The sequence below is a fragment of the Myroides sp. genome (genome assembly GCF_032073645.1).
GTDB classification, from domain to species: Bacteria; Bacteroidota; Bacteroidia; order Flavobacteriales; family Flavobacteriaceae; genus Flavobacterium; species Flavobacterium odoratimimum.
Genome location: NZ_DAMANB010000001.1, coordinates 23,091 through 44,283, shown reverse-complemented (window position 1 = coordinate 44,283; position 21,193 = coordinate 23,091). Strand labels below are relative to the sequence as shown.

Below are 21,193 nucleotides of genomic sequence, written 5' to 3'. Positions count from 1 at the left end.
TAATTAACCCATTAAATTCTAATGTTAAGTAAATTATATCAATAAGTTAGAGTTTAATTATAGATTAAATGTAATTTTACTTTATTTAATAAAATTCATTTTTAGAGTATTTAATTTTTTTAAAACAGGAGGATAGGTGAAATCAAACTCAATAAATTGTCCAGCTTTATTTACTTCTTTGGCAAAAACTAAAAATTCGTCTAAAAATTCACAAGGTTGCTCTAGCTTATCTTTAAAAGCATCAGATTCGAGATAATTTATAAAATTATCATATGAACTAAATAATTTAGGTAGAAAATCATTTGGTAGTCCGGCTCTTAAGGAATCCTTGTCTCTTCCATACCAATCTTGAGGTATTACACAATAGACTAAAAATTCATTACATAATTTTGGTATAATTGTATATAATAGTTTGCACTTGTTTTCTTCAATAATTTTTTCAGTCGATTTCCATGAATTAGAACTTAGTTGTTTCCAATCTTTAATAAAACATAGTTTATAACAATGCCAAAAATTTTTGTCTATGCTAGTAATTGACTTTGAGTCATTTTCAAAGCAATAAATTAAATACTCTTCAATTTCATGTTTACTAAAGGGAATATTAAAATCAGAACTTGTGCCGTGTTCATCATATAAATGTTTTACAAAATCGGTTTCAAAGTAATAATATTCCTTTTTTTCGTAAAATATTGATCGAAAAAAAATTTTAATTTCACTCTCATCTTCATACCAAGATTTTCTTATAAGTTCGTTCTGGTAATTACTTATGTTAAGATCTAAAAAATAGAAATCAATACTATAATAATTTAAATGTACTGAAACAGATTTTAAATTAGCAATATAGAAAAGAATTCTAATGAAATTTTCATATTCTGTTTTGGACTTTATGTCTTTGTGAATCTGTATTTTATAGATAAATAAAAGTAATCCGCCTAATCTGTCTTGTATATAGGCTTTATCAACAATATTCTTTTTCTCTTGATATGATGCTTTCATAAATACATCAAATTCGGCATTTGTAATTTCTGAATCGCTGATTTCATCTTCAAAATAACGATAGTAATTATGTCCGTATATTAATGAATTACGGTCTATATTATTTGTTCCATTGCTTGGATTAAAAATTCTTTCACAAATTAGACTTATAATGCTTAGATCTTCTTCACTAAAGACTTTCAATGAAGTAATGTCCCCTTTTAATAATGAACCTTCAAACACTCTACCAAAGGAAGTAAAAGAATTGTCTTTTCCCTCGTTCTTTCGTAAGGTAAAATGTGTATACTTATAATTTCCCATGGATTTGTCCTTGTTGACCTCAATATATGCTTCTTTATTAAAAAGTAACCTATATACATCATAGTATGAAAATTTCAAAAGTTTTATCAGTATAAAATCTTCTAAGTAAATATCATTTTTCACTTTTTCGATACTGATTTTAAACTCGTTTAAAAATCTTTTTGCATTTCGTATGTTGTTTATGGATGTGAAAATATTTTCATCATTATATAGAATAAAGGTATCTAGATATTCAAAAAAGGCTTGTATATCATGTTGTCTTTCAGGAATAATTTGTAATATTTTTTCTTTTATAAATTTATTAATTTGTCCTTGTGTAATTGGGGGTAAAGGAAATTCCTTCAAAAAAATTTTCTCATAATATTTATTTGAAAAAGGAATATTATATTTCTCCAGAGCTTCATTTAAATAGGCTTTATCATATCCAACAACATAATTAAATACATCAAATGAGGCTGTATTTCGAATTAATTTCAAAACTTCAAAAACTTCATTTGGCTGCAATCGATCTAAATCATCAAAAAATACAATTACTTTTTTATCTAATTTATTTAATAGGTTATTAAGAGTATTAAAATCCTCAGATAAACTATTATCTGGAATCACTTTAATAGCATTTAGTAATGTTTCTGTTACAGAGTTTTTATTTATAGATAAGACGTTATTGCCATATTTCTTTATTTCCTTTGAAATATCAAGACTATAAATGCTTATTTCTTTTTCAACAGTATTAAAAAAATCATTAATAATTGAATTGATAGAAATATTTAGCCAACTATTAAAGTGAACAATGATATACTTATTATCGTCTTTGAAAGATTTTTCAATAAAGCCCATAAAAGAAGTTTTTCCATTTCCCCATTCTCCAACAATTCCTATGGCTAAAGAAGTTTTAGATTTGTTGCCTTTTATTAATCGTGATACTTGGATTGCTTTTTGTCTTCGATTTAAAATATCTTCATCAGGATTATTAATAGGGCTATCATCAAAGAAATCAGACTCTTCACTATTTGAACGCTTATTTTGCCCCCAAAACCCTAAAAGTAAAATTGCAGGTATTATCGCTAAAATAAAAAGCACATCGAAATATTTTATTTTTGGGAGATAATACATTTCTAATAACGAACTTTCATAATTAAGACGTATATAGATACAAGCAATTAATAAAAAAAGGGAGTAGACTATATAACTGTTCTTTAAATAAAATCTGATTTTTGATTTTGAATACGTCCAAAAAGATAAAAGAAGAATAACAGTAAATACTATAATATCTGAGATTTTGGATTGATTGAAATGTATTAAAATAGTATCAACTATATATTTCTGATAATTTGGAATAAAAAAGTTCCAAAAAAATATTAGAATTAACGTTATAAGGAATAGATTTTTATATTGATTAAAGTATTTCATAATTTGATTTTTACAAATTTAGTAAGAAAATATTGACTTTTTTTAAGATTTTAACCTCTGTTTTGTAAATGTTTGTGGTATTGTGTTACTTGTATTATGTTGATATTTAGTTTTTTATATAATAAAGAATACCAGCCCATTGGCAGAGCTTGGCAGATTTATTCTGCCAAGCTTTGTTGTTTTGTAATGTTAGCTAACAAATTTAATTAACCTATTAAATTCTAACATTATGAATATAGATCGTACAGAATTCCTTTTATGGATGGAGCGTATTATGACACGCTTCGATCATTTGTCAGAACATATAAAAGACCTGCCTATAAAAACTCAAACTATAGATGGAGAAGAGCTTTTAGACAGTCAAGATGTAATGGCACTTTTTAAAATAAGCCCTCGCTCATTACAGCGTTACCGCTCAGATGGTAAACTCCCATACTACACTATTAGTGGTAAACTCTACTATAAACGTTCTGATGTCAATCAGTTTATCAGAGAATGCTTTAAAAACCCAGTAAGAAGAAGTAAATAGCAGCTAAAGGCCAAGAGTAACCATTAAAGCATGCTATTTACTTATCAAGGTCTCTTGGCTTTAGTTTTAAGTTTTTAATCATTTAAAACTAGGTATTATGAGTACAGAAACCACAGAAAGACAAGTAGAGCATGATGTGCTTCTTGTCAATGACAAAACAAAGAATAAGATTCAAGTAGTAAAGGGATTAGATAAAGATGGTAAACTTGAAACAGTGCCAGCTACTAAAAAGAATCAAAATCAATTTTTAAAAGTTGATCGTAATGGGGATTTCTTTTCCAACTTCTTTTCTAATTTTTTCAGCCAACTTAAAAATCCAACGCAGTTTACTTTCTTTAGAGTTCCGGAGCTTTTGACCATCAAGATGGCCAATCAAATGCAAAAAGAACTCAATCAATCAGGACCTACTCACGAGCTGTTTTTAAAGCACCAAATAACAGAAGTAGGTAAGGAACCAAAGAAAGAAAACAAAGTAGCTGAACCAACAAAAGAAGAGGGGCAGTACAATTCCAATAAGTTTGATATTAAGGACGTTGATTGGGATTCACTATCAAGACTTGGCCTATCAAAAGAAAAACTTCAAGAAATGGATCTTTTGGAACCACTTTTACAAGGCTATAAAACCAAGGATTTAGTAGCTGTGAACTTAGACTTAGGTTCTGCGGTGTTTTCTTTGGATGCAAGACTATCTCTACAAAAGAACGAAGAGGGTAAGGTGGTCATGGCACTAGAAGGTGTAAAGAAATACCCAAACTTAAATGTTCCACTTTATGGACATGAGTTTTCCAAACAAGACAAGCACAATCTTTTAAAAACAGGAAATATGGGTAGGGTAGTGGATCTTGTCCATCCAACAACTAAGGAGAAGATACCATCGGTAGTGAGCGTTGATAGACTAACTAATAACCTTGTAGTAACAAGAGTTGAAAAAATGCAACTACCACAAGAGGTAAAAGGGATTGTCTTAAGTGAAGAGCAGCTTCAAACTTTAAAAGATGGTAAACCGCTACTTGTAGAGGGCATGACCTCTGCCAAGGGAAATCTTTTTAATGCAGAAATTCAGTTTAATGCTGCTAAGGGGCATATTGAGTTTTTGTTTGACAATACCAATAAAAAAAGTCAGAATCAAGCACAAAATCAGTCTCAACTATCAGATGATCTAAAAACCTTTAGAGGGAAAGAACTTACTGAAAAACAGCAAAGTGATTTACTAGAAGGCAAGGCTGTTTATATCAAAGATTTGTTGGATAAAAGAGGTAATCCTTATCAAGGATATGTGACGTACAACAAAGAAACCAAGCAGACGGACTTCTCGTTTCAAAATCCAAATAAAGAAGAGCAACCAAAAGCTCAGACGCAGTCAGAAAAACAAGCGGATGAGCCAAAGAAAAGCAAAGGACGTAAAATGTAAAGCTAAAGACTATGATTGTAATTCTTGCAGAAAAACCAAGTGTGGCTAGGGAGATAGCTATGCTTGTTGGAGCTAAAGCAAAAAAAGATGGCTTTATCGAAGGAAATGGATACTGTGTTACTTGGGCTATTGGTCACTTAGTATCACTAGCTATGCCAGAGGATTATGGGTTTCAAGGTTTTAAAAGAGAAGCTTTGCCAATCTTACCAAGATCTTATTTGTTGCTTCCAAGAAAGATCAAAAAAGCAAACAAATACACTCCTGATCCAGGAGCTTTAAAACAGCTTAAAATTATTGATAAACTGTTTAAAGCATGCTCTGAGATTATTGTAGCCACTGATGCAGGTAGGGAAGGAGAACTTATCGCAAGATATATTTTTCAATACCTAAACTGTAATAAACCTTTTAAAAGACTTTGGATTAGTTCACTAACTGAAAAAGCTATTAAAGAAGGCTTACAAAATCTTAGAGAAGGAAGCGAATTCGATGGACTTTTTAGAGCAGGTCACAGTAGAAGTAGAGCAGATTGGCTTGTTGGTATAAACGCTTCTCAAGCACTTACTGTTTCAATGAATGATTCGGTGTATTCTCTCGGTAGAGTACAAACACCAACCCTCAGTCTTATCTGTAAACGGTATTTAGAGAATACTTTTTTTAAGAAGCAACTGTACTATCAAATAGAACTTATTCATCAAAAAGACGGTATACTATTTAAATCGCTCTCAACTGATAAATGGGAAGATAAACAAAAAGCAGAACAAGCTTTAAAACTCATTGACAAACAAAGTGAGGTTAAAATACAAAAAGTAGAAACCAAAACAATAAGAGAAGAGTCCCCATTTCTTTTTGATTTAACCTCACTTCAAAAAAGAGCCAATGAACTCTTTGGGTTCTCAGCAGATGAGACTCTCAGCATTGCTCAGAGCCTGTACGAAAAGAAGTTTATCACGTATCCAAGAACTTCGAGTAAATACATTCCAGAGGATTTATGGGCTGAGGTTCCTAACTTATTAAAGGTTCTTTCAGATGATAGTAGATATAGTAACCTGCTTCTAAAACTAAAGATGGCAAGGCTTAATAAGAAGATAGTAAATGATTTAAAGGTTACAGATCACCATGGACTATTAACCACAGATAGACTTCCTTCAGCGATTAACGCTAAAGAAGAGAGCATTTATCATTTGATTGCTCAAAGAATATGGGAAACAGTATTTGAACCTTGTGTAAAAAAGCAAACAGAGGTAACCTTAAGTAGTTTGGATTATGAGTTTAGTTTTAAGTCTTCTTCAATAATAGAACTTGGATGGAGAGAGGTAAGAAAAGAACTTTCTACTACTGATGAGGTAGTAATAGATTTACCTGATTTACAACAAGGCGAGAATCTAAAAATTAAAGAATCAATTGCTCTTGAAAAATCAACAAGACCAAAAGCTTTATATACAGAGAGTTCACTTTTATCAGCTATGGAAAATGCCTCTAAAGAGGTTGAGGATAAATCACTTCAGAGCGTTATTAAAGATATAGGAATTGGAACAGCTGCTACAAGAGCTTCTATTATTGAAACGCTTTTAAAAAGAGACTACATCATAAGAAAATCGAAATCCCTTGTCCCAACAGACAAAGGTCTTAAAGTATATGAGATAGTCAAAGACAAACTTATCTCTGATGTATTGTTAACAGCTAAATGGGAATCTGCTTTTAAAGATATTGAAGAGAATAAAACTGATATGGAATACTTCCATAGACAGATAGAGGATTATACCACAAAGATAACAGCAGAGCTTTTAGCTATTAAACCAGTTAATGAAACAGATCATCTATCTTGTCCAAAGTGTAAACAACATACACTTCAATTAAGAGAAAAAGTAGTGAAATGTTTAGAACCTGATTGTAATTGGGTATTGTTTAGAGAGGTCTGCGGAATTAAACTTTCAATGGATGATATCACTGACCTAATACAACAAGGTAAAACCAAGCTGCTAAAAGGATTGATAAGCAAAGCAGGGAAGAAGTTCGATGCTTACCTTATTTTAAAAGAAGATTGTACCACTGGATTTGAATTTAAAAACAAGTAACTAAAATTAAATAAATCAAAAGGAGTTATCTAAAAATTAGGTAACTTCTTTTGATTTATACCTATTAGTGTTTATGCTTTTTAACATGTTTTTTCTGTTGCCCTGGAGCATAAGGCTTAGCTGACTTTGATCCTGTTACTTTCTTCATTTGTCCAGGAGGAACGTCATTGTTTCCATGTGATTTTATATGTACAGAACAAGAAGCTAAAAGTAAAGTGGCCAAAACAGTTGTAGCTATTAGTTTAATTTGTTTCATGTTCTTCTGTATTAATTAGATAATAAGCACCTGTTTTATTGTGCCAGTAAATCAGATATTAAACAATTAAAAAACAAAGGTAAATAAATTTTTAATCCATAAATTTAAAAGAATCTAAACAATAACAAAAGAAGCTATCTGATTCAGATAGCTTCTTTGACTAAATAACTAATTAAGAAATAATCAGTTATTTCTAAAAACATGACCGCTTTCATAAGTATAATCACTCATAAAAAGATCTCTAGCAAAACTCTCATAATCAAAGTAAGTTTTGACAAAATCAGATAAATTATAGCAGTCTTCAACTATCTGGTAAGCGAAGTCTTCTTCACTGTTATAATCTCCTTGATAATCATCTTCAAATCCTTCGTATAAAGAGTCTATATCATTCGATCCAATATTGTGATTACCTATGCTTATCCAAGCTGAAAAAGCTTCTAAAGTATTATACTGTAAATCTGATACTTTTTCAATAATTGAAAAGATATTTTCTGAAAGATTACTTTCTGAGACTAACTCAGATGGAATATTTTCCCAATCTTGAAACATAAACTCAGGATCTGTTTCATCGGCGTGTAGTTCTGAGCAGAATTCATAAAATTCTTCAATGGAGCTAAAGTTGTTTAATTCAATCCAATCTCCTTTTATTGAACCATTATTATACTTAGCATAAGTACCAACATAAACTTTTGAGTGCATTAAATATTCCATGATAAATAGTATTATGACCTTAGGGTCTGGTTAATTTCATGGCACTACTGTTTTTGGTTTTTAGCTAAGAGCAAGTTTTACAAAATAAATACGCTCAAGCCTTGAGGAAGATTTATTGAAGTAATTCAAAGGACTTGAACTTGATGGGCTAAAAAGCTAAAAAACTTTGCTTATTGAAATACCAGAAATGTGGTTGTAATAGATAACATATGGTATAGTGTTACTGTTTATACTTGCTCTTACTGGAAAGTATAGCTAAATATCAAATTATTAGGTTCTTTATTGTAGAAAATGCTATAATGTTTAGTAATTTAGATTCCTTATCTTAAAACCTACTTACGAATGAAAATATTATTACTAAATAATAAAAGTTCTGTTTCTTATGATGAAAGTACTCTTGATGATGTAAAAGTTTATATAGATGGAGCAGAGCATCAATTTGAAGACGAAAATCAAAATAGAATTGATTATGCTATAGCAACTAAAAGAAAAAAATATGCTAAAACTTTAAATTATCAGGTTGAAAATTTAATTTTATTGACAGGAGCAGGGTCTTCTATAGATTGGGGGATTGATGGTAAAGTTGGTCAATCGATGGTTAGCTTATGGGATGGTGTTGAAGTAGAATTAGGTACTGAATTATTCGGTAAATTATTAGAAGTTATCAAGTATGATGACAAATGGCCTGATGGATCTATTGTTAAAAATCTAGAGAAGGTTTTATCAATGGCAACTCCTGCAATACCCTATATTGATGAAGGTGGAATTGATTTAGTAAATTGTGTGGATAGAATAAAAAATTTTATTAGAAATGCTTGTATGTTAAATCTTCCAGATAATGCGCCACATTCTATTTTGTTGAATAAAATGACAAAGAGAAAGGTTACACTCCCGAGATTTAGATTATTTACATTGAATTATGATACAATGTTTGAGCAAGCAGCGAGTAGAAATAATTTCACAATAATAGATGGTTTTTCATTTGGGATTCCTAGAGTTTTTAGTGGAAGAAATTTTGATTATGATATAGTAAGTAGAAATCAAAGTAGAGTTAAAGAAGAAGATAATTTTATAGAAAAGGTTTTTCATTTATACAAGTTACATGGTTCAGTAAATTGGGAGAAAATCGGCAATAAAATTTATCAACGTGAAGGAATCGAATCTCCTTTGATGATTTATCCACATCAATCGAAATATGAAAGTTCATATGAACAACCTTATTTTGAAATGATGTCACGATTTCAAAATAGTTTAAGAAAGGAAAATGTTTTCTTAGTAACTATTGGATTTAGCTTTGGTGATAAACACATTGTTACTTCTATTATTGAAGCATTGGAACAGAATCCAAGTTTTCAGTTGATGATAATTAATCGTAGTATCGATGAAAATAATGAAAATTTGAAACCCTTCATCGAAGCAGCTAAAGTATATTCTAATATTTCTATAGTTGCTGAAACTTTTGAAGATTTTGCAAATAATTATCCTGATTTACAAACTTATAATCATGATACAAATAAACAAATAGTTATAAACTTACCAACTGTTTAAAAATGAAGATAAATCCATTTCAACATAGTCATTTTTTAGGATATGTTAATCATGTATCACCTTCTTTCATAAAGATCCATTTTCCATCTTCAATTCTAATGAAGTCTTTTTACCATAATTCTGAAATTTTAAAAGGTGGCCTTGTAGGGAATTATGTTGTAATTGAAGGAGAAGACAAAGGATTCCTTTGTAAACTGTTGGAAATTTCTCTGCCTGAAAAAGAAAGGTTGGAACTGAGTGAGAAAACTTTCTCAACTAAAGAGTTTCATCCGACAGGAAGATTGGAAGTATTATTATCCTTCGATTTATTTAATCCTTTAGACATTGAAAAAGGAGTTAATTCTTTGCCTTTGATTGGATCAAAAGTTTTTATCTGTTCTTCTGAATTTTTAGCAACACATTTTAAGAAGTTTGGTGTTAAGACAGAAGATTTAGAAACAGCACCCACGATAAAATTAGGAAATCTGATTTATGATAAAAATGTTCCTGTTGATTTGTCATTACAATCGTTATTTGCTAGACATTGTGCTGTAGTAGGAACCACTGGTGGAGGTAAGAGTTTCACGATAAGTAAGTTTATAGAAGGAATTATTGAGACAAACTCGAAAGCAATTATTATTGATCCAACTGGTGAATACGGAAGTTTTGATACAAATATAAAAGTTGAAAGTACTAAACTTATTACAGATAGTTTTTTTCCTTATCAAAATCTTACAATAAATGATTTATTTGTTTTATTTAGACCATCTGGTCAAGTACAGCAACCTATTCTACTTGATGCAATAAAGTCTTTAAAATTATCTAAATGTTTAATGGATAATAAAGCTGCTCATACATATCAAAATGATGGTTTAAATGATATTTTTTCATTCAGAGCACAAAATGTTTTAATAAATAATGGACTAATTATTAAACAGGATCAATTTACAGCTCCATTTAATAATGCAAGTTATACTTATAAGACCAATATAGAGAATTTTAATCTTAATGATTTTGACATTTCATTATTACACAAACAGATAGTTAATGAATGTTTTCAAGTCTTTAATAATCGATGGTCAAATAATAGAGATGAAAGAAATTTTAGTAATTCTACTAGTTTAATTATTAGAGTAAATAATGTCATTTCAAATGAGAAATTTTCAGGTATGTTTGGTTTTAATGCTCCTGTAACATTAAATCTCATTGATATCATAGATATCTTTCTTACAAATTCAGATCAAAATGTATTGCGAATAAGTTTCGAGGACGTTCCTTATGATTTTCAAGCAAGAGAAATTTTAGCAAATGCTTTGGGAAGATATTTATTAAATAAATCAAGAACACTTGTGTTTAGAGATAAGCCATTGGTTTTATTTGTTGATGAAGCGCATCAATTTTTAAATAAAAAAGTAAAAGATGAATATTTTGAAAGTACTGAATTAAGTGCTTTTGACAGTATAGCAAAAGAAAGTCGAAAGTATGGGTTGTTTTTATGTTTAGCGACTCAAATGCCTAGAGATATACCAATTGGAACTTTAAGTCAAATGGGGACATTTGTAACTCATCGGCTTATTAATCATTATGATAAAGAAGCAATTTCAAGTGCTTGCTCTACAGCTAATAAGGAAACATTGTCGTTTCTACCTTCATTAGGCTCAGGTGAAGCTATTATAATGGGAGTGGATTTTCCTATGCCGTTATCAATTCAAATTGATAGACCATTAATAGAACCAAAATTTGATACTCCAAAATTTTAAATCGTTACAAAATTTTATCATTAATAGGATATTTTTGACGTAAAAAGATGAAAGCGTCATAAGGCGCCTTCATCTGCAAAAGAGTAGTAACTCTCAGGTGTTATTATTAAATGATCTAAAAGAGCAATATCAAGAATATTGCTGGCTTGTTTAATCTTTTGTGTGATTTGTCTATCCGCATCACTCGGTTGTAATTTTCCTGAAGGATGATTATGTACTAAGATAAAAGCTGTGCTTTTAGATTTTAAAAGAGCAGCAAATATCAATCTAAGATCAACGACTGTTCCAGTTATACCACCAGATGATATCTCAAGTACACCAAGTACTCTATTATTATTTGAAAGCATAAGTACTTTAAATTGTTCTAATAATTCAATCTTATTTTCATCCCATGCTTTTAAAGCTACTTCAAAAGCAGAGTAAGAAGAGTCTATTCTTGGTCTTTCAGATGCTTTAACTTTAGATTTGTAGATTAGTTCTATCTCTGATGCCACTAACCAATTGTTGTTTAAAACTGTAGATTCCATAATATTATATTTTTAAATTAATTATGGAGCAGCTACAGGTAATACTTAAGCAAGCTCAAAAAGCAACGCAATAAAGCGAAGACAAGGTCAAGCATTTATGGGGGAATTTTTTGAATGCGAACCGCGAAGTATTACCTAGCTTAGTGATATTATTGATAAAAAATAAAACCATTATAAGTCCAAAGGATAAAAAGAAAGGTTTACTTCTTCTTATTAATCAAATGAGCCAATTCAGGATCATTTTCAATGCGTTTTAATTCTGATTCAATTATTGATTCAACATCTAGTTTAACTTGCTTGTAATTGGCTTGAATCGTCTCGTTTAAGGTATTATTACCCTTAGCATCTAAGAACGATGTTATCTGAGGTATCTTTTGATAAGCTTTCATTTCTTTAGAAACTTTGTCATTATCAACAACTATCTCAGCATGAAATATTTTTTGCTCGATACGCTCATCAAAATTATCAGATACAGCCCCAACAAACATTCCTTGGGTAAGGGTTGATATCTTAGAGGCTGGGATAAGTGTATCAAGCTGGGTAGAGAAGGAGGTAGAACGGTCGTTTCTATTAATGGATATACTTTGACGCTTTTGAAGTATTTTACCAAAGCGTTCTGATAAAGCTTTAGCTGTATCGCCAACAACTTGACCTGAGAAGATATTACCAACTGTGTTTTGAATTACTTTACTTTCTTTATCTCCGTAATCTCTGTTAAGCTGTGAGAAATCTTGAAACCCTAAGCACACTGCTACTTTATTACTACGAGCAGTAGCAATAAGGTTATCGAGTCCTCTAAAATAGATAGTAGGTAATTCATCAATAATTACTGAACTTTTAAGTTGACCTTTTTTATTGATTAGTTTTACAATACGCGAGTTATAAAGCCCAAGAGCAGCAGAGTAGATATTCTGTCTATCTGGATTATTTCCGACACATAGTATTTTAGGCTCTGCTGGATTATTAATATCCAAAGAAAAATCGTCTCCTGTCATTACCCAATATAGCGATGGTGATATCATACGAGAGAGTGGTATTTTAGCCGAAGCTATTTGCCCTTGTAATTGATCTTGCGCTCCACCTTCCCAAGCATCCATAAAAGGAGAGAGGTAGTTCTCTAAATCAGAATAAGAGGTAAGGATAGTAAATACATCAGCATACTTCTTATTTAAAAGTTCAATAGCATGAGGGAATGTACAATACTTACCATTTTGATAAATCTTCAAAAACCAAATAATAGCTGCTAAAAGGATGATTGGAGATTCCACAAAAAAGTCACCTTGTTTTTGTATCCATGAGCGGTTAAGGTTAAGCATAATGGTATAGGCCGATTCATAAGCATCAGATATATCAGTCATAAACGATGGATTAATCGGATTACAACGATGACTACGACTTGGATCATCAAAATTTATCACATAGAACTTAGGTGCAATAGCGTATTTTTCTTTGTGAAGTAATAGATGATTATATGCGATGGTCGATAAATCATCAAACTTAAAATCGTAGATATACATAGAGAATCCTTTTTCAATTTGTTGTTTGATAAAGTTATTTACCACTGCATAGGATTTACCAGAACCTGGAGTACCAAGTACGATAGTTGCTCTAAAAGGATTAACGATGTTTATCCAACCACTATTCCATTTGCTTTTATAGTAGAATCTTGAAGGAAGGTTAACAGAGTATTCATTTTCAATAAGACGAGTCTCTTGCATAAAACTTTCATTCTCAAAATTAAACACGTCTTGCATGAGGTTATCATTTAAGAGCCTACTAATCCAAGCGCCAGAGACAAGAAGCAAGATATAGCCTAAGAAAGTACTTGCTATATACAGTATAGCACTCCAAGAATATCCAAAATCAAGTAAAAAGAAATTGAAAAAGAACAAACTAAAACCAATTGTAAAAACAAAAGTGATTTTAGGAACTGTTATCTTTTCATGTTTTACGCCTTTGCCTCCCCACAGGCTTAAAGAGAGTAAAACCAAACAAAAGAGTTTCGTATAAAGTAAATGAGAAAACAGTCCTGCTGTTTGATTAAAGTTAACTAGTATTCGATCTACGACATGGTGGGTAACTCTAAGGCTTGAAAAGAAAGAATAACAGTACCAGTATAAGTGTATAAGCATTACTATAATACTTACTGCTCGCATAAATGCTAGGATTTTAGCAAGAGCTTTTAAATCGTCTTCTGATTGCATAATAAATGTAATTAAGATTAACGATTTAAAGTAGCAGTATATCAATCTAAAAGCTTGAAATTGGAATTATAAGGTATTATTTGGCTTTGATAAATAGCAAGACAGCACTATTAAAATTTGTCAATTGTATTATAATTTCTATTTTTAAAAACCAATATTAATTATTATGAACCATTTAAAAGTGAAAGACTATCTAAAAAGCAAGGGCTTTGAAGATCGTTTTATTGAATTTAAGGAGAGTACAGCCACTGTAGATGAAGCTGCAATTGCGATTGGTTGTGATAGTGACCAAATAGCAAAGAGTATAACGCTTTATGCCCCAGAAGAGGGAGCTGCTATTCTTGTCGTCGCATCAGGAAATAGTAAAATAGATAATAAAACTTTTAAAGACACTTTTGGTATCAAAGCCAAGATGCTTAAATATGAAGATGTAGAAGAGTTAGTAGGTCATAAAGTTGGGGGAGTCTGTCCTTTTAAGGTAAAAGAATCAATCAAAGTCTATTTTGATGAATCTTTAAAAAAACATCAAGTACTCTATCCAGCAGGCGGTAGCGCTAATACTGTAGTCCAATTAAAACAAGAAGAACTACTTGGTTTGTGTGATTTTGTTGATTGGGTATCTGTGACAAAGTAGATTAATACAAAATTGTTTGCTATGTAATTCCAAATACGACCTCTAAGAGCCATTAGAAGTTTAGCGATATAAGTATTTCTTATTTTGACAAGAATCAAAGTAAGACACTATGGACACTATACAAACTACCACTAAAAACAAAGGAGGAAGAAAACTAAAATCCAATCCTAAAAAATACAGACATGTTTTCAGACTCACCGAATCTGAAAACCAGAGACTGCTTGCTTTGTTTACATCATCAGGAATGACAAACAAAGCAAGCTTTCTTGTTTCTATGCTTTTAGATAGACAAGTTAAAACAGTCAAAGTAGATGTTGCTGCTTTGCAATATCACGGATTACTAACTAAACTGTTTAATCAATTTAGAGCAGTAGGAGTAAACTATAATCAAATGGTAAAACTTTGTAACCAGTACTTCTCAGAAAATAGAGCCAAACGTTCTATTTCAAAACTTGAAGAGTATACCAAAGATTTATCAAAACTTTGCTATTACATTATTAGGCTTACCAAAGAGTTTGAAGACAAGCACTTAAATACTAATCTATAAGTTATGATAGCTAAGATTGGTAAAGGAAGTAATCTTATTGGAGCTTTGTCCTATAATCAATTAAAAGTTGATAAAGGACAAGGTTCTGTTTTGTTTACAAATAATCTACCTGAACCAAATACCACTTCAAACTACATCGCTCAACTTTACAAACACTTTGAACCTTATCTACTTTTAAATAACAAGACAGAGAAAGTTGTAAGACATATTTCTTTGAATCCGAATCCCAATGATAATTTAACAGACGAGACCTTAAATGAAATAGCGAAGCAGTATATGAATAGTATGGGCTATGAAAATCAGCCATATATTGTCTATAAGCATAGTGATATAGAAAGAGAGCATATTCACATTGTTACCGTTTGCACAGACTTAAAGGGGAAGAAAATAAATGATAAATACGATCATCTAAAATCAATGAAAACTTGCCGTGAAATTGAAAAGAAGTTTAATCTAACCTCTTCTATAAATCAAAAAAATGAGGAAACAAAACAGATTCAATTTACACCAGTAGATTACACAAAGCACAATTTAAAAGCTCAAATAGCCTCGGTTATACGCTACTTACCCAAGTACTATAACTATGATAGCTTAACAAGTTACAATGCTTTATTATCACTCTTTAATATAAGAGCAGAAAAGGTTGAAGCAACTTATAATGAACAACTAAAACAAGGTTTAGTTTATTTTGCAATAAACGAAATAGGAGAGAAGGTAAGTAATCCTTTTAAGGCTTCCCTTTTTGGAAAAAATGCAAGTTATCAAAATCTTGAAAGTCACTTTAAAACATCAAAAGAAAAACTAAAATCTTTACCTAATAAAGAGAATCTTAAACATATAATTGAGATAGCGTTAAATACAACAAATTCACAACAAGAGTTTAAAGGAGAACTTTTAAATCACGGAATAAACGTTGTTATTTTTCAAAACAAAGACAATCGTATCTATGGTGTAACTTTTATTGAATATTCCACTGAAAGTGAACAGCCTATTCCGGTGTGAAAGTGAACAGTGTATTCCAGTGTGAAAGTGGACAGTTCTTCGCCTTGTTTTTTAGTAGTATAAATATAGCTAAAAAGAGTTATTATTTTTTGATTATTTTTCTGAGAGATTCTCCTTCTAATTCAAAGCGAATAGCAGAGTGAATTATTCTATCTAAAAACGCATCTGCAATTGTTTTTTCTGAAAATAAATCATGCCATGCTTTTACAGGTAATTGTGAGCAAAAGATAGTTGTTTTATGATGATTACGATCCTCAATAATATCCATTAGTATAAGTTGCTTATCACCAGTAATGGGTTGTAATCCAAAATCATCTAAAATAAGTACATCAGTGACGCTTAATTTTAGCAATTCTTTTAAATAACTACCATCAGCTTTAGTCATAGCCAAACGATGTAATAATTTACCTAAATTGTAGTATTTTACTTTATAACCAGCTACACAGCTTTGGAAGCCTAGTGCAGTAGCTAAGTAGCTTTTCCCTGTTCCAGTACAACCAGTAATAATGATATTTTGATTTCGATCAATAAAACTACAATCAGATAATCTTATAAAAGTATTTTTATCTAAGTTTCTCTCAGCAGTAAACTTTACCTCTTGTAAACTAGCTTGATAGTGGAATCTAGCATTTTTTATAAGCCGCTGAGTCTTATCATTATTTCTTTGGTTATCTTCTGCCTCAACTAACCAGGCTATAAACTCGTCATTGGTAAAAGAGTCTATAGCTTTAGTTTCTAAGGATGATTCATAGGCTCTTTTCATACCATTAAGCCTAAGTTTTTGCATTTTTTCAATTGTTGCATTAACATTCATAAACATAAAGATTTAGTTAAAATAATTATTCCCTCTGATATTCTCATGTTGGGGTATAGCTTGTAAGTTTTGTTCTAATTCCTGTTGATCTAATCCGTTTTTTAAAATATTTTCAATAGCCTTATAGCTTATATGTTCATAAGCTAACGCTCGTTTACAAGCTAAGTTTAGTCTAGAATTTCCTACTTTACTAGCAAAGGACAAAACAGCTATACATGATTTAAAGCTCTGTTCTACAAAGGTTTGTTTGTGCAGTATTTTCCCAATAAAAGCTTTTGTTTCAGGGCCTATTTTATTGGCCCAACTAATAAAATACTCTTCACTCCAACCTGCATTATATTGACTTTTTGGCGGTAAATGCTCCTTTAAGGTTGAGTATCCACTAGTTCTCCTATTACGAGGATGAACAGCAATGCGTTGATAGTTATGATAGATTTCAACAATATTTTGATCTACAATAAGAGTTACTTTCTTTCCTAAGTACTGATATGGAACACTGTAGTGGTGTTTGTCCTCTCTAAAATCAACGTGATAGTTTTTTAATACAGTAGCTGTTTTATAAGTTTTAATTGGATATAAATCGATTGGTAAAGCTTTAAGAGCTTGTTTTTCAAAATCCAAGAACATCTCTGTTCGGCTGCTTTGTTTCTTCTGAAAAGGATAGTCATTGTAAGGCTTTAAAAGTTTTTTAATAGCTGTGTTTAGCTGATTTATACTGAAAAATATCTGACCATGTAGTTTGGTGTAGATTCGGCTATAGGTAATATTAACTGCCATTTCCACTGGAGATTTGTCCTTAGGTTTTCTAACCCTAGCAGGCATTATAGTGGTATCATAATGCATGGCAAATTTTAATAGTTGCTGATTTAATTCCGGTTCAATACGGTGTGGTTTAATTACTGCTGACTTTAGGTTATCTGGTACAATACAATTAGGTACACCACCAAAATAGTGTAATGCATTTTCAATACTTTTTATAAAATCAGGGGCTTTTTGACTTGCACAAGCCTCTACATAAGTATATTGACTAGCGCCTAGAGTGGCTACAAAAACTTCTACTTTACTAATATTTCCTGTTTGTGGGCATACAATTTCTAATTTTTTGCCAGCATAGTCAATGAATAGCTTTTCACCTGCTTTATGCTCAATAGGTACATAACCTTTTCCTTGAGCACACCAATTACTATAAGCCTCACAAAACCTACTATATTGGACCCCTTCAGGGTATTTCTCTTTGTATTGCTCCCATAGTATTAACCTTGTAAAACCTACTTGTGGTAACATTCTATCTACATAGGGAAAATACTCTAGTAGATCTGTAGTAACCTTATCGTTTTTGATTTCTGTCAGCAGATTAGGAGTATGGAATAAATCTGCTAAATCTTTTTCACTTAATTTGTCTAATTCACCAAAACTAAGCCCTGATTTACAGATATTATCTACATATTTAATCAATGTAGTTCTTGAAATTCCTAAACTAGATGCGATTCTAGAATTAGAAATTTCTTTGATTTTCATCTTAATGATACTTTTTATCATGGTCGTTGAGATAGGTTTATTAGCCATAACTTTGTGATTTTTAATCACAATTTACACTAAAAAACTAAGCTCAGAACTGTTCAGTTTGCACCGGAATCATCTGTTCAGTTTGCACCGGAATCACCTGTTCAGTTTAGACCGGAATCACCTGTTCAGTTTAGACCGGAATTACCTGTTCAGTTTAGACCGGAATCACCTGTTCAGTTTAGACCGGAATCACCTGTTCAGTTTAGACCGGAATTACCTGTTCAGTTTAGACCGGAATACCCATTAGTCGCTAAATACGTAAAGAAACGTCGTTCTAAACTATAAAAAGAGACAAAACCTGCATACAATAGAGATACAGAAAACTGAATGTCTCGTGGATCACATCCAAAGTATCCTGCAGCTGCTGTAGCATTAGCAGCTGGCAGAAAAAACAAGACAATACTCGGCATTAAAAGTACAAAAAGAATGACGTGTATCATCCACTCTGGAATCCAATCAACGAATAACTGAGACGCTTCGTTATTTTGCATTAGATTGTTTTTTAGCTATAAAAACATTGACATTCATCCCCGCTTTTAATAATTCTTCCGAATCAGCAGGTGATATTATTTCTATACGTACAGGAATACGCTGTACAATCTTTACAAAGTTACCTGTGGCATTATCTGGTGGTAATAAAGAAAAACTAGAACCTGTAGCTGGGGCTATAGAAATAACCTTTCCTATAAACTGCCTATCAGGATAGGCATCTGCGACTACCTCTACCTGATGCCCTATCTGTATATTGCGTATTTGTGTTTCTTTAAAATTAGCAATAATCCACTTCGGTGTTTCATCATTAACGATATAGGTAAGCACCTGACCTACAGAAATCATCTGACCTAAGTCAATGCTCCTCTTCCCCATTCTCCCTCTATAAGGCGCAGTGATAACGGTATAACCTACAGTCAGATTCTTATACTTCTCAAGTTCTTGTAATCGAGTAATCTCTTTTAACAAAACTTGTTTCTGTGCTTCAATATCTGCTATACTAGCTGTAGCAGCTCGAGCGTGCTCTACACTAGTATTATAATCACTCTGTCCTATATTTAATTGTGCCTGCTTCTCCTCTAGCATTTGTGCAGTAGCTGCATCTTCTTCATAGAGTTTCTTATATCGCTGATAATCCAACTCCTGTTGATGATATTTAGATTCCCTCCCTTGAATTTGGCTCTTTGCGGCGGCGGCTGTTTGAGACAATGTATATTGACGAGCGTCTAATTCCTTTATCAATGCATACTGTTTCGCTATCTCAGCAGAAGTAGTCGCTTGATCATAAGTGTACTCTCGATTATCCACCACTAATAGGGTATCTCCTTTATTCACTATTTGATTCTCCTCAAAGCGCACTTCTGTTAAGAAACCTCCTACTCTAGAAATAACAGGATTAATATACTCTTGTACTTGAGCATCATTGGTTTGTTCATATTTCCAATACATCCATAGTGTGTGAATTCCCCAAAGACTTCCTATCAAAATAATAATAGAAGCTAGATAGCGCGTAATACGTGTGATTAGGCGATCTGTAATTTTAATACGAGTTTTAATATCCATTATAATAAGCCTTTAGCGAATTGAAGAGTATAGTATTTATAAATGCTGTCTAACTTGGCAGCTTCTAGTTCAAATTGTGTTTGTAAATGTTGTACATCAGCATCTAATAAATCTGTAAGCAAAGAGATTTTATTAAAATAAGTACTCTTAGTAATACGTGCATTCTCTGCCGCATGTTCTTTATTCTTCGTACATACCTCTATCTGTACCAATGATTCTTGATATCTTAAATATGCTTGTTGTACCTCTTCTTTTATTTGATCTTGTACATATTGATGTTGTAACTCCTCTTTCTCATGTTCTAAAGCACGACTGCGAACCTTGTGTACATTCTGATATAAATTAGAAATAGGAAATGATACCTGTACTCCAATAGTCCCTAAACTGTACCAACTAGGATTATACGGATACAAGAATATCTGTGGATTAGCCATAGTGAAGTTTCCTATTAAGCCAATACTAGGTTTAGTATTAGCTTTCACCTTTTTCTGTTCGATTTCACTTAATACCAAGCTCTCCTCTGACAGCAGGTGTTTAAACCCATGTTCTAAGGCAATATCTAAAGCCTCATCATAAGATTCTAAGAATAACTCTTCATTGAAGGAATCTTGTGGTTTAATAAAATCTGTATCCTTACGCCCTGTCAATATAACCAGCTTTTGGTTTTCTATAGAGAGATCATTTTGGAGTTGTACTAAGGTCATTTCTCTCTTCGAGATTTCCATAGTCGCACGAAGAACATCACTTTTTAACACTACTCCATTCTTATATAAATGTTCTATTTCGATTAACTGCTCTTTATGTTCGGCAATATCTTGTGTAATCACTTTTTTAAAACGAGTTAGCTTCGCTAAAGCCAAATAACTCTTGATCGCCTCTAACCGAACTTCTGATTTAGTCATATCTGCCTCAATATTCGCTTTAGCTTCTAAAGTTTTTCGCTCTTCTATTTCTAGATTTTGTCTATTGCCACTATATAGATTTAAGTACATAGACACTCCAGTATTATAGAGCGTATGTATCACATCATGTTGTTCGGGTTTATTAAATATTCCATTTGTATAGACAGGGATATTACTTGCCTTTTCTACTTTACCGAAGGCATTAAACACAGGATATCTACTGATGCGTGCATCATCCGTATTCTCTTTTCTAATCTGTAGTTCTTTGGCTTGAATCAAGCTTCTTTTACTACCAAGATCTGTTTGTTCCCAAATCTCTTGAATACTGAGTTGTATTGTATCCTTGTTGGAAATTGATAGAGTAGTACTCTGACAATACCCCATAGTAACACAGCTGGTGAGTACAGCTAATAAGTGGAAATCCCCAAGTTTCATACGTTGTTTTTAAAATCGGACAAAAGTAAAATG

At 31.6% G+C, this 21,193-nt stretch carries 18 protein-coding genes; 8 read left to right on the top strand and 10 right to left on the bottom strand.

Annotated features, from left to right (window positions below):
- Positions 1–81: 81 nt before the first annotated feature.
- Positions 82–2,376 carry a P-loop NTPase fold protein gene (locus tag RT228_RS00200; protein WP_313138334.1) on the bottom strand — a complete coding sequence of 765 codons (2,295 nt, stop codon included), beginning with the start codon at positions 2,374–2,376 and terminating at the stop codon, positions 82–84.
- A gap of 559 nt (positions 2,377–2,935) precedes the next feature.
- Between RT228_RS00200 and RT228_RS00195 the strand changes: the two genes are divergently transcribed.
- From RT228_RS00195 to RT228_RS00185, 3 genes are all read left to right on the top strand, one after another.
- Entirely contained in the window at positions 2,936–3,235 is a 300-nt protein-coding gene (locus RT228_RS00195; RefSeq protein WP_313138333.1) for a helix-turn-helix domain-containing protein, read from the top strand.
- 97 nt (positions 3,236–3,332) lie between these two features.
- On the top strand, positions 3,333–4,646 hold the full coding sequence (locus RT228_RS00190; RefSeq protein ID WP_313138332.1) for a DUF3945 domain-containing protein: 1,314 nt from the start codon (positions 3,333–3,335) through the stop codon (positions 4,644–4,646).
- A gap of 11 nt (positions 4,647–4,657) precedes the next feature.
- Positions 4,658–6,721: a DNA topoisomerase gene (locus tag RT228_RS00185; RefSeq protein WP_313138331.1), complete on the top strand. Its 2,064-nt coding sequence runs from the start codon at positions 4,658–4,660 to the stop codon at positions 6,719–6,721.
- Positions 6,722–6,785: 64 nt separating this feature from the next.
- Here RT228_RS00185 and RT228_RS00180 read toward each other — a convergent pair whose 3' ends face one another.
- Both RT228_RS00180 and RT228_RS00175 read right to left on the bottom strand, forming a co-directional pair.
- Positions 6,786–6,977: a hypothetical protein gene (locus tag RT228_RS00180; protein ID WP_313138330.1), complete on the bottom strand. Its 192-nt coding sequence runs from the start codon at positions 6,975–6,977 to the stop codon at positions 6,786–6,788.
- Positions 6,978–7,160: 183 nt separating this feature from the next.
- Entirely contained in the window at positions 7,161–7,688 is a 528-nt protein-coding gene (locus RT228_RS00175) for an antirestriction protein ArdA (protein ID WP_313138329.1), read from the bottom strand.
- 342 nt (positions 7,689–8,030) lie between these two features.
- On the opposite strand from RT228_RS00175, the gene RT228_RS00170 reads away from it, so the two are divergent.
- Both RT228_RS00170 and RT228_RS00165 read left to right on the top strand, forming a co-directional pair.
- On the top strand, positions 8,031–9,236 hold the full coding sequence (locus RT228_RS00170; protein WP_313138328.1) for an SIR2 family protein: 1,206 nt from the start codon (positions 8,031–8,033) through the stop codon (positions 9,234–9,236).
- A 2-nt stretch (positions 9,237–9,238) separates the two neighbouring features.
- The gene (locus tag RT228_RS00165; RefSeq protein WP_313138327.1) at positions 9,239–10,975 is read left to right on the top strand and encodes an ATP-binding protein; all 1,737 of its coding nucleotides are present in this window, start codon (positions 9,239–9,241) and stop codon (positions 10,973–10,975) included.
- 56 nt (positions 10,976–11,031) lie between these two features.
- Here RT228_RS00165 and RT228_RS00160 read toward each other — a convergent pair whose 3' ends face one another.
- Positions 11,032–11,502 (bottom strand): JAB domain-containing protein, encoded by a 471-nt coding sequence (locus RT228_RS00160; protein ID WP_313138326.1) that lies wholly within the window; start codon positions 11,500–11,502, stop codon positions 11,032–11,034.
- Positions 11,503–11,702: 200 nt separating this feature from the next.
- Positions 11,703–13,706, bottom strand: a complete 2,004-nt coding sequence (gene mobC, locus RT228_RS00155) for a conjugal transfer protein MobC (RefSeq protein WP_313138325.1) — start codon at positions 13,704–13,706, stop codon at positions 11,703–11,705.
- Positions 13,707–13,872: 166 nt separating this feature from the next.
- Between mobC and RT228_RS00150 the strand changes: the two genes are divergently transcribed.
- The 3 genes from RT228_RS00150 (at position 13,873) to mobB (ending at position 15,889) form a co-directional block, all read left to right on the top strand.
- Positions 13,873–14,340 carry a YbaK/EbsC family protein gene (locus tag RT228_RS00150; protein WP_313138324.1) on the top strand — a complete coding sequence of 156 codons (468 nt, stop codon included), beginning with the start codon at positions 13,873–13,875 and terminating at the stop codon, positions 14,338–14,340.
- A gap of 109 nt (positions 14,341–14,449) precedes the next feature.
- Entirely contained in the window at positions 14,450–14,887 is a 438-nt protein-coding gene (locus RT228_RS00145) for a hypothetical protein (RefSeq protein ID WP_059051508.1), read from the top strand.
- 3 nt (positions 14,888–14,890) lie between these two features.
- Complete coding sequence (mobB, locus tag RT228_RS00140; RefSeq protein ID WP_313138323.1) at positions 14,891–15,889, top strand: conjugal transfer protein MobB; 999 nt, start codon at positions 14,891–14,893, stop codon at positions 15,887–15,889.
- Positions 15,890–15,971: 82 nt separating this feature from the next.
- Here the strand turns inward: mobB and istB are convergent, their stop codons facing one another.
- The 5 genes from istB to RT228_RS00115 form a co-directional block, all read right to left on the bottom strand.
- Positions 15,972–16,703, bottom strand: coding sequence for an IS21-like element helper ATPase IstB (gene istB / locus RT228_RS00135; protein WP_258204726.1), 732 nt, complete (start codon positions 16,701–16,703; stop codon positions 15,972–15,974).
- Positions 16,704–16,715: 12 nt separating this feature from the next.
- Positions 16,716–18,269 (bottom strand): IS21 family transposase, encoded by a 1,554-nt coding sequence (gene istA / locus RT228_RS00130; RefSeq protein WP_038988475.1) that lies wholly within the window; start codon positions 18,267–18,269, stop codon positions 16,716–16,718.
- Positions 18,270–18,490: 221 nt separating this feature from the next.
- Positions 18,491–18,760: a hypothetical protein gene (locus tag RT228_RS00125; RefSeq protein ID WP_313138322.1), complete on the bottom strand. Its 270-nt coding sequence runs from the start codon at positions 18,758–18,760 to the stop codon at positions 18,491–18,493.
- Positions 18,750–19,823 carry an HlyD family secretion protein gene (locus tag RT228_RS00120; protein ID WP_006257304.1) on the bottom strand — a complete coding sequence of 358 codons (1,074 nt, stop codon included), beginning with the start codon at positions 19,821–19,823 and terminating at the stop codon, positions 18,750–18,752. The genes RT228_RS00125 and RT228_RS00120 overlap by 11 nt, the downstream gene beginning before the upstream one ends.
- Positions 19,823–21,160, bottom strand: a complete 1,338-nt coding sequence (locus RT228_RS00115) for a TolC family protein (protein WP_058699282.1) — start codon at positions 21,158–21,160, stop codon at positions 19,823–19,825. Before RT228_RS00115 ends, RT228_RS00120 begins: the two co-directional genes overlap by 1 nt.
- Between the last annotated feature and the right edge of the window lie 33 nt (positions 21,161–21,193).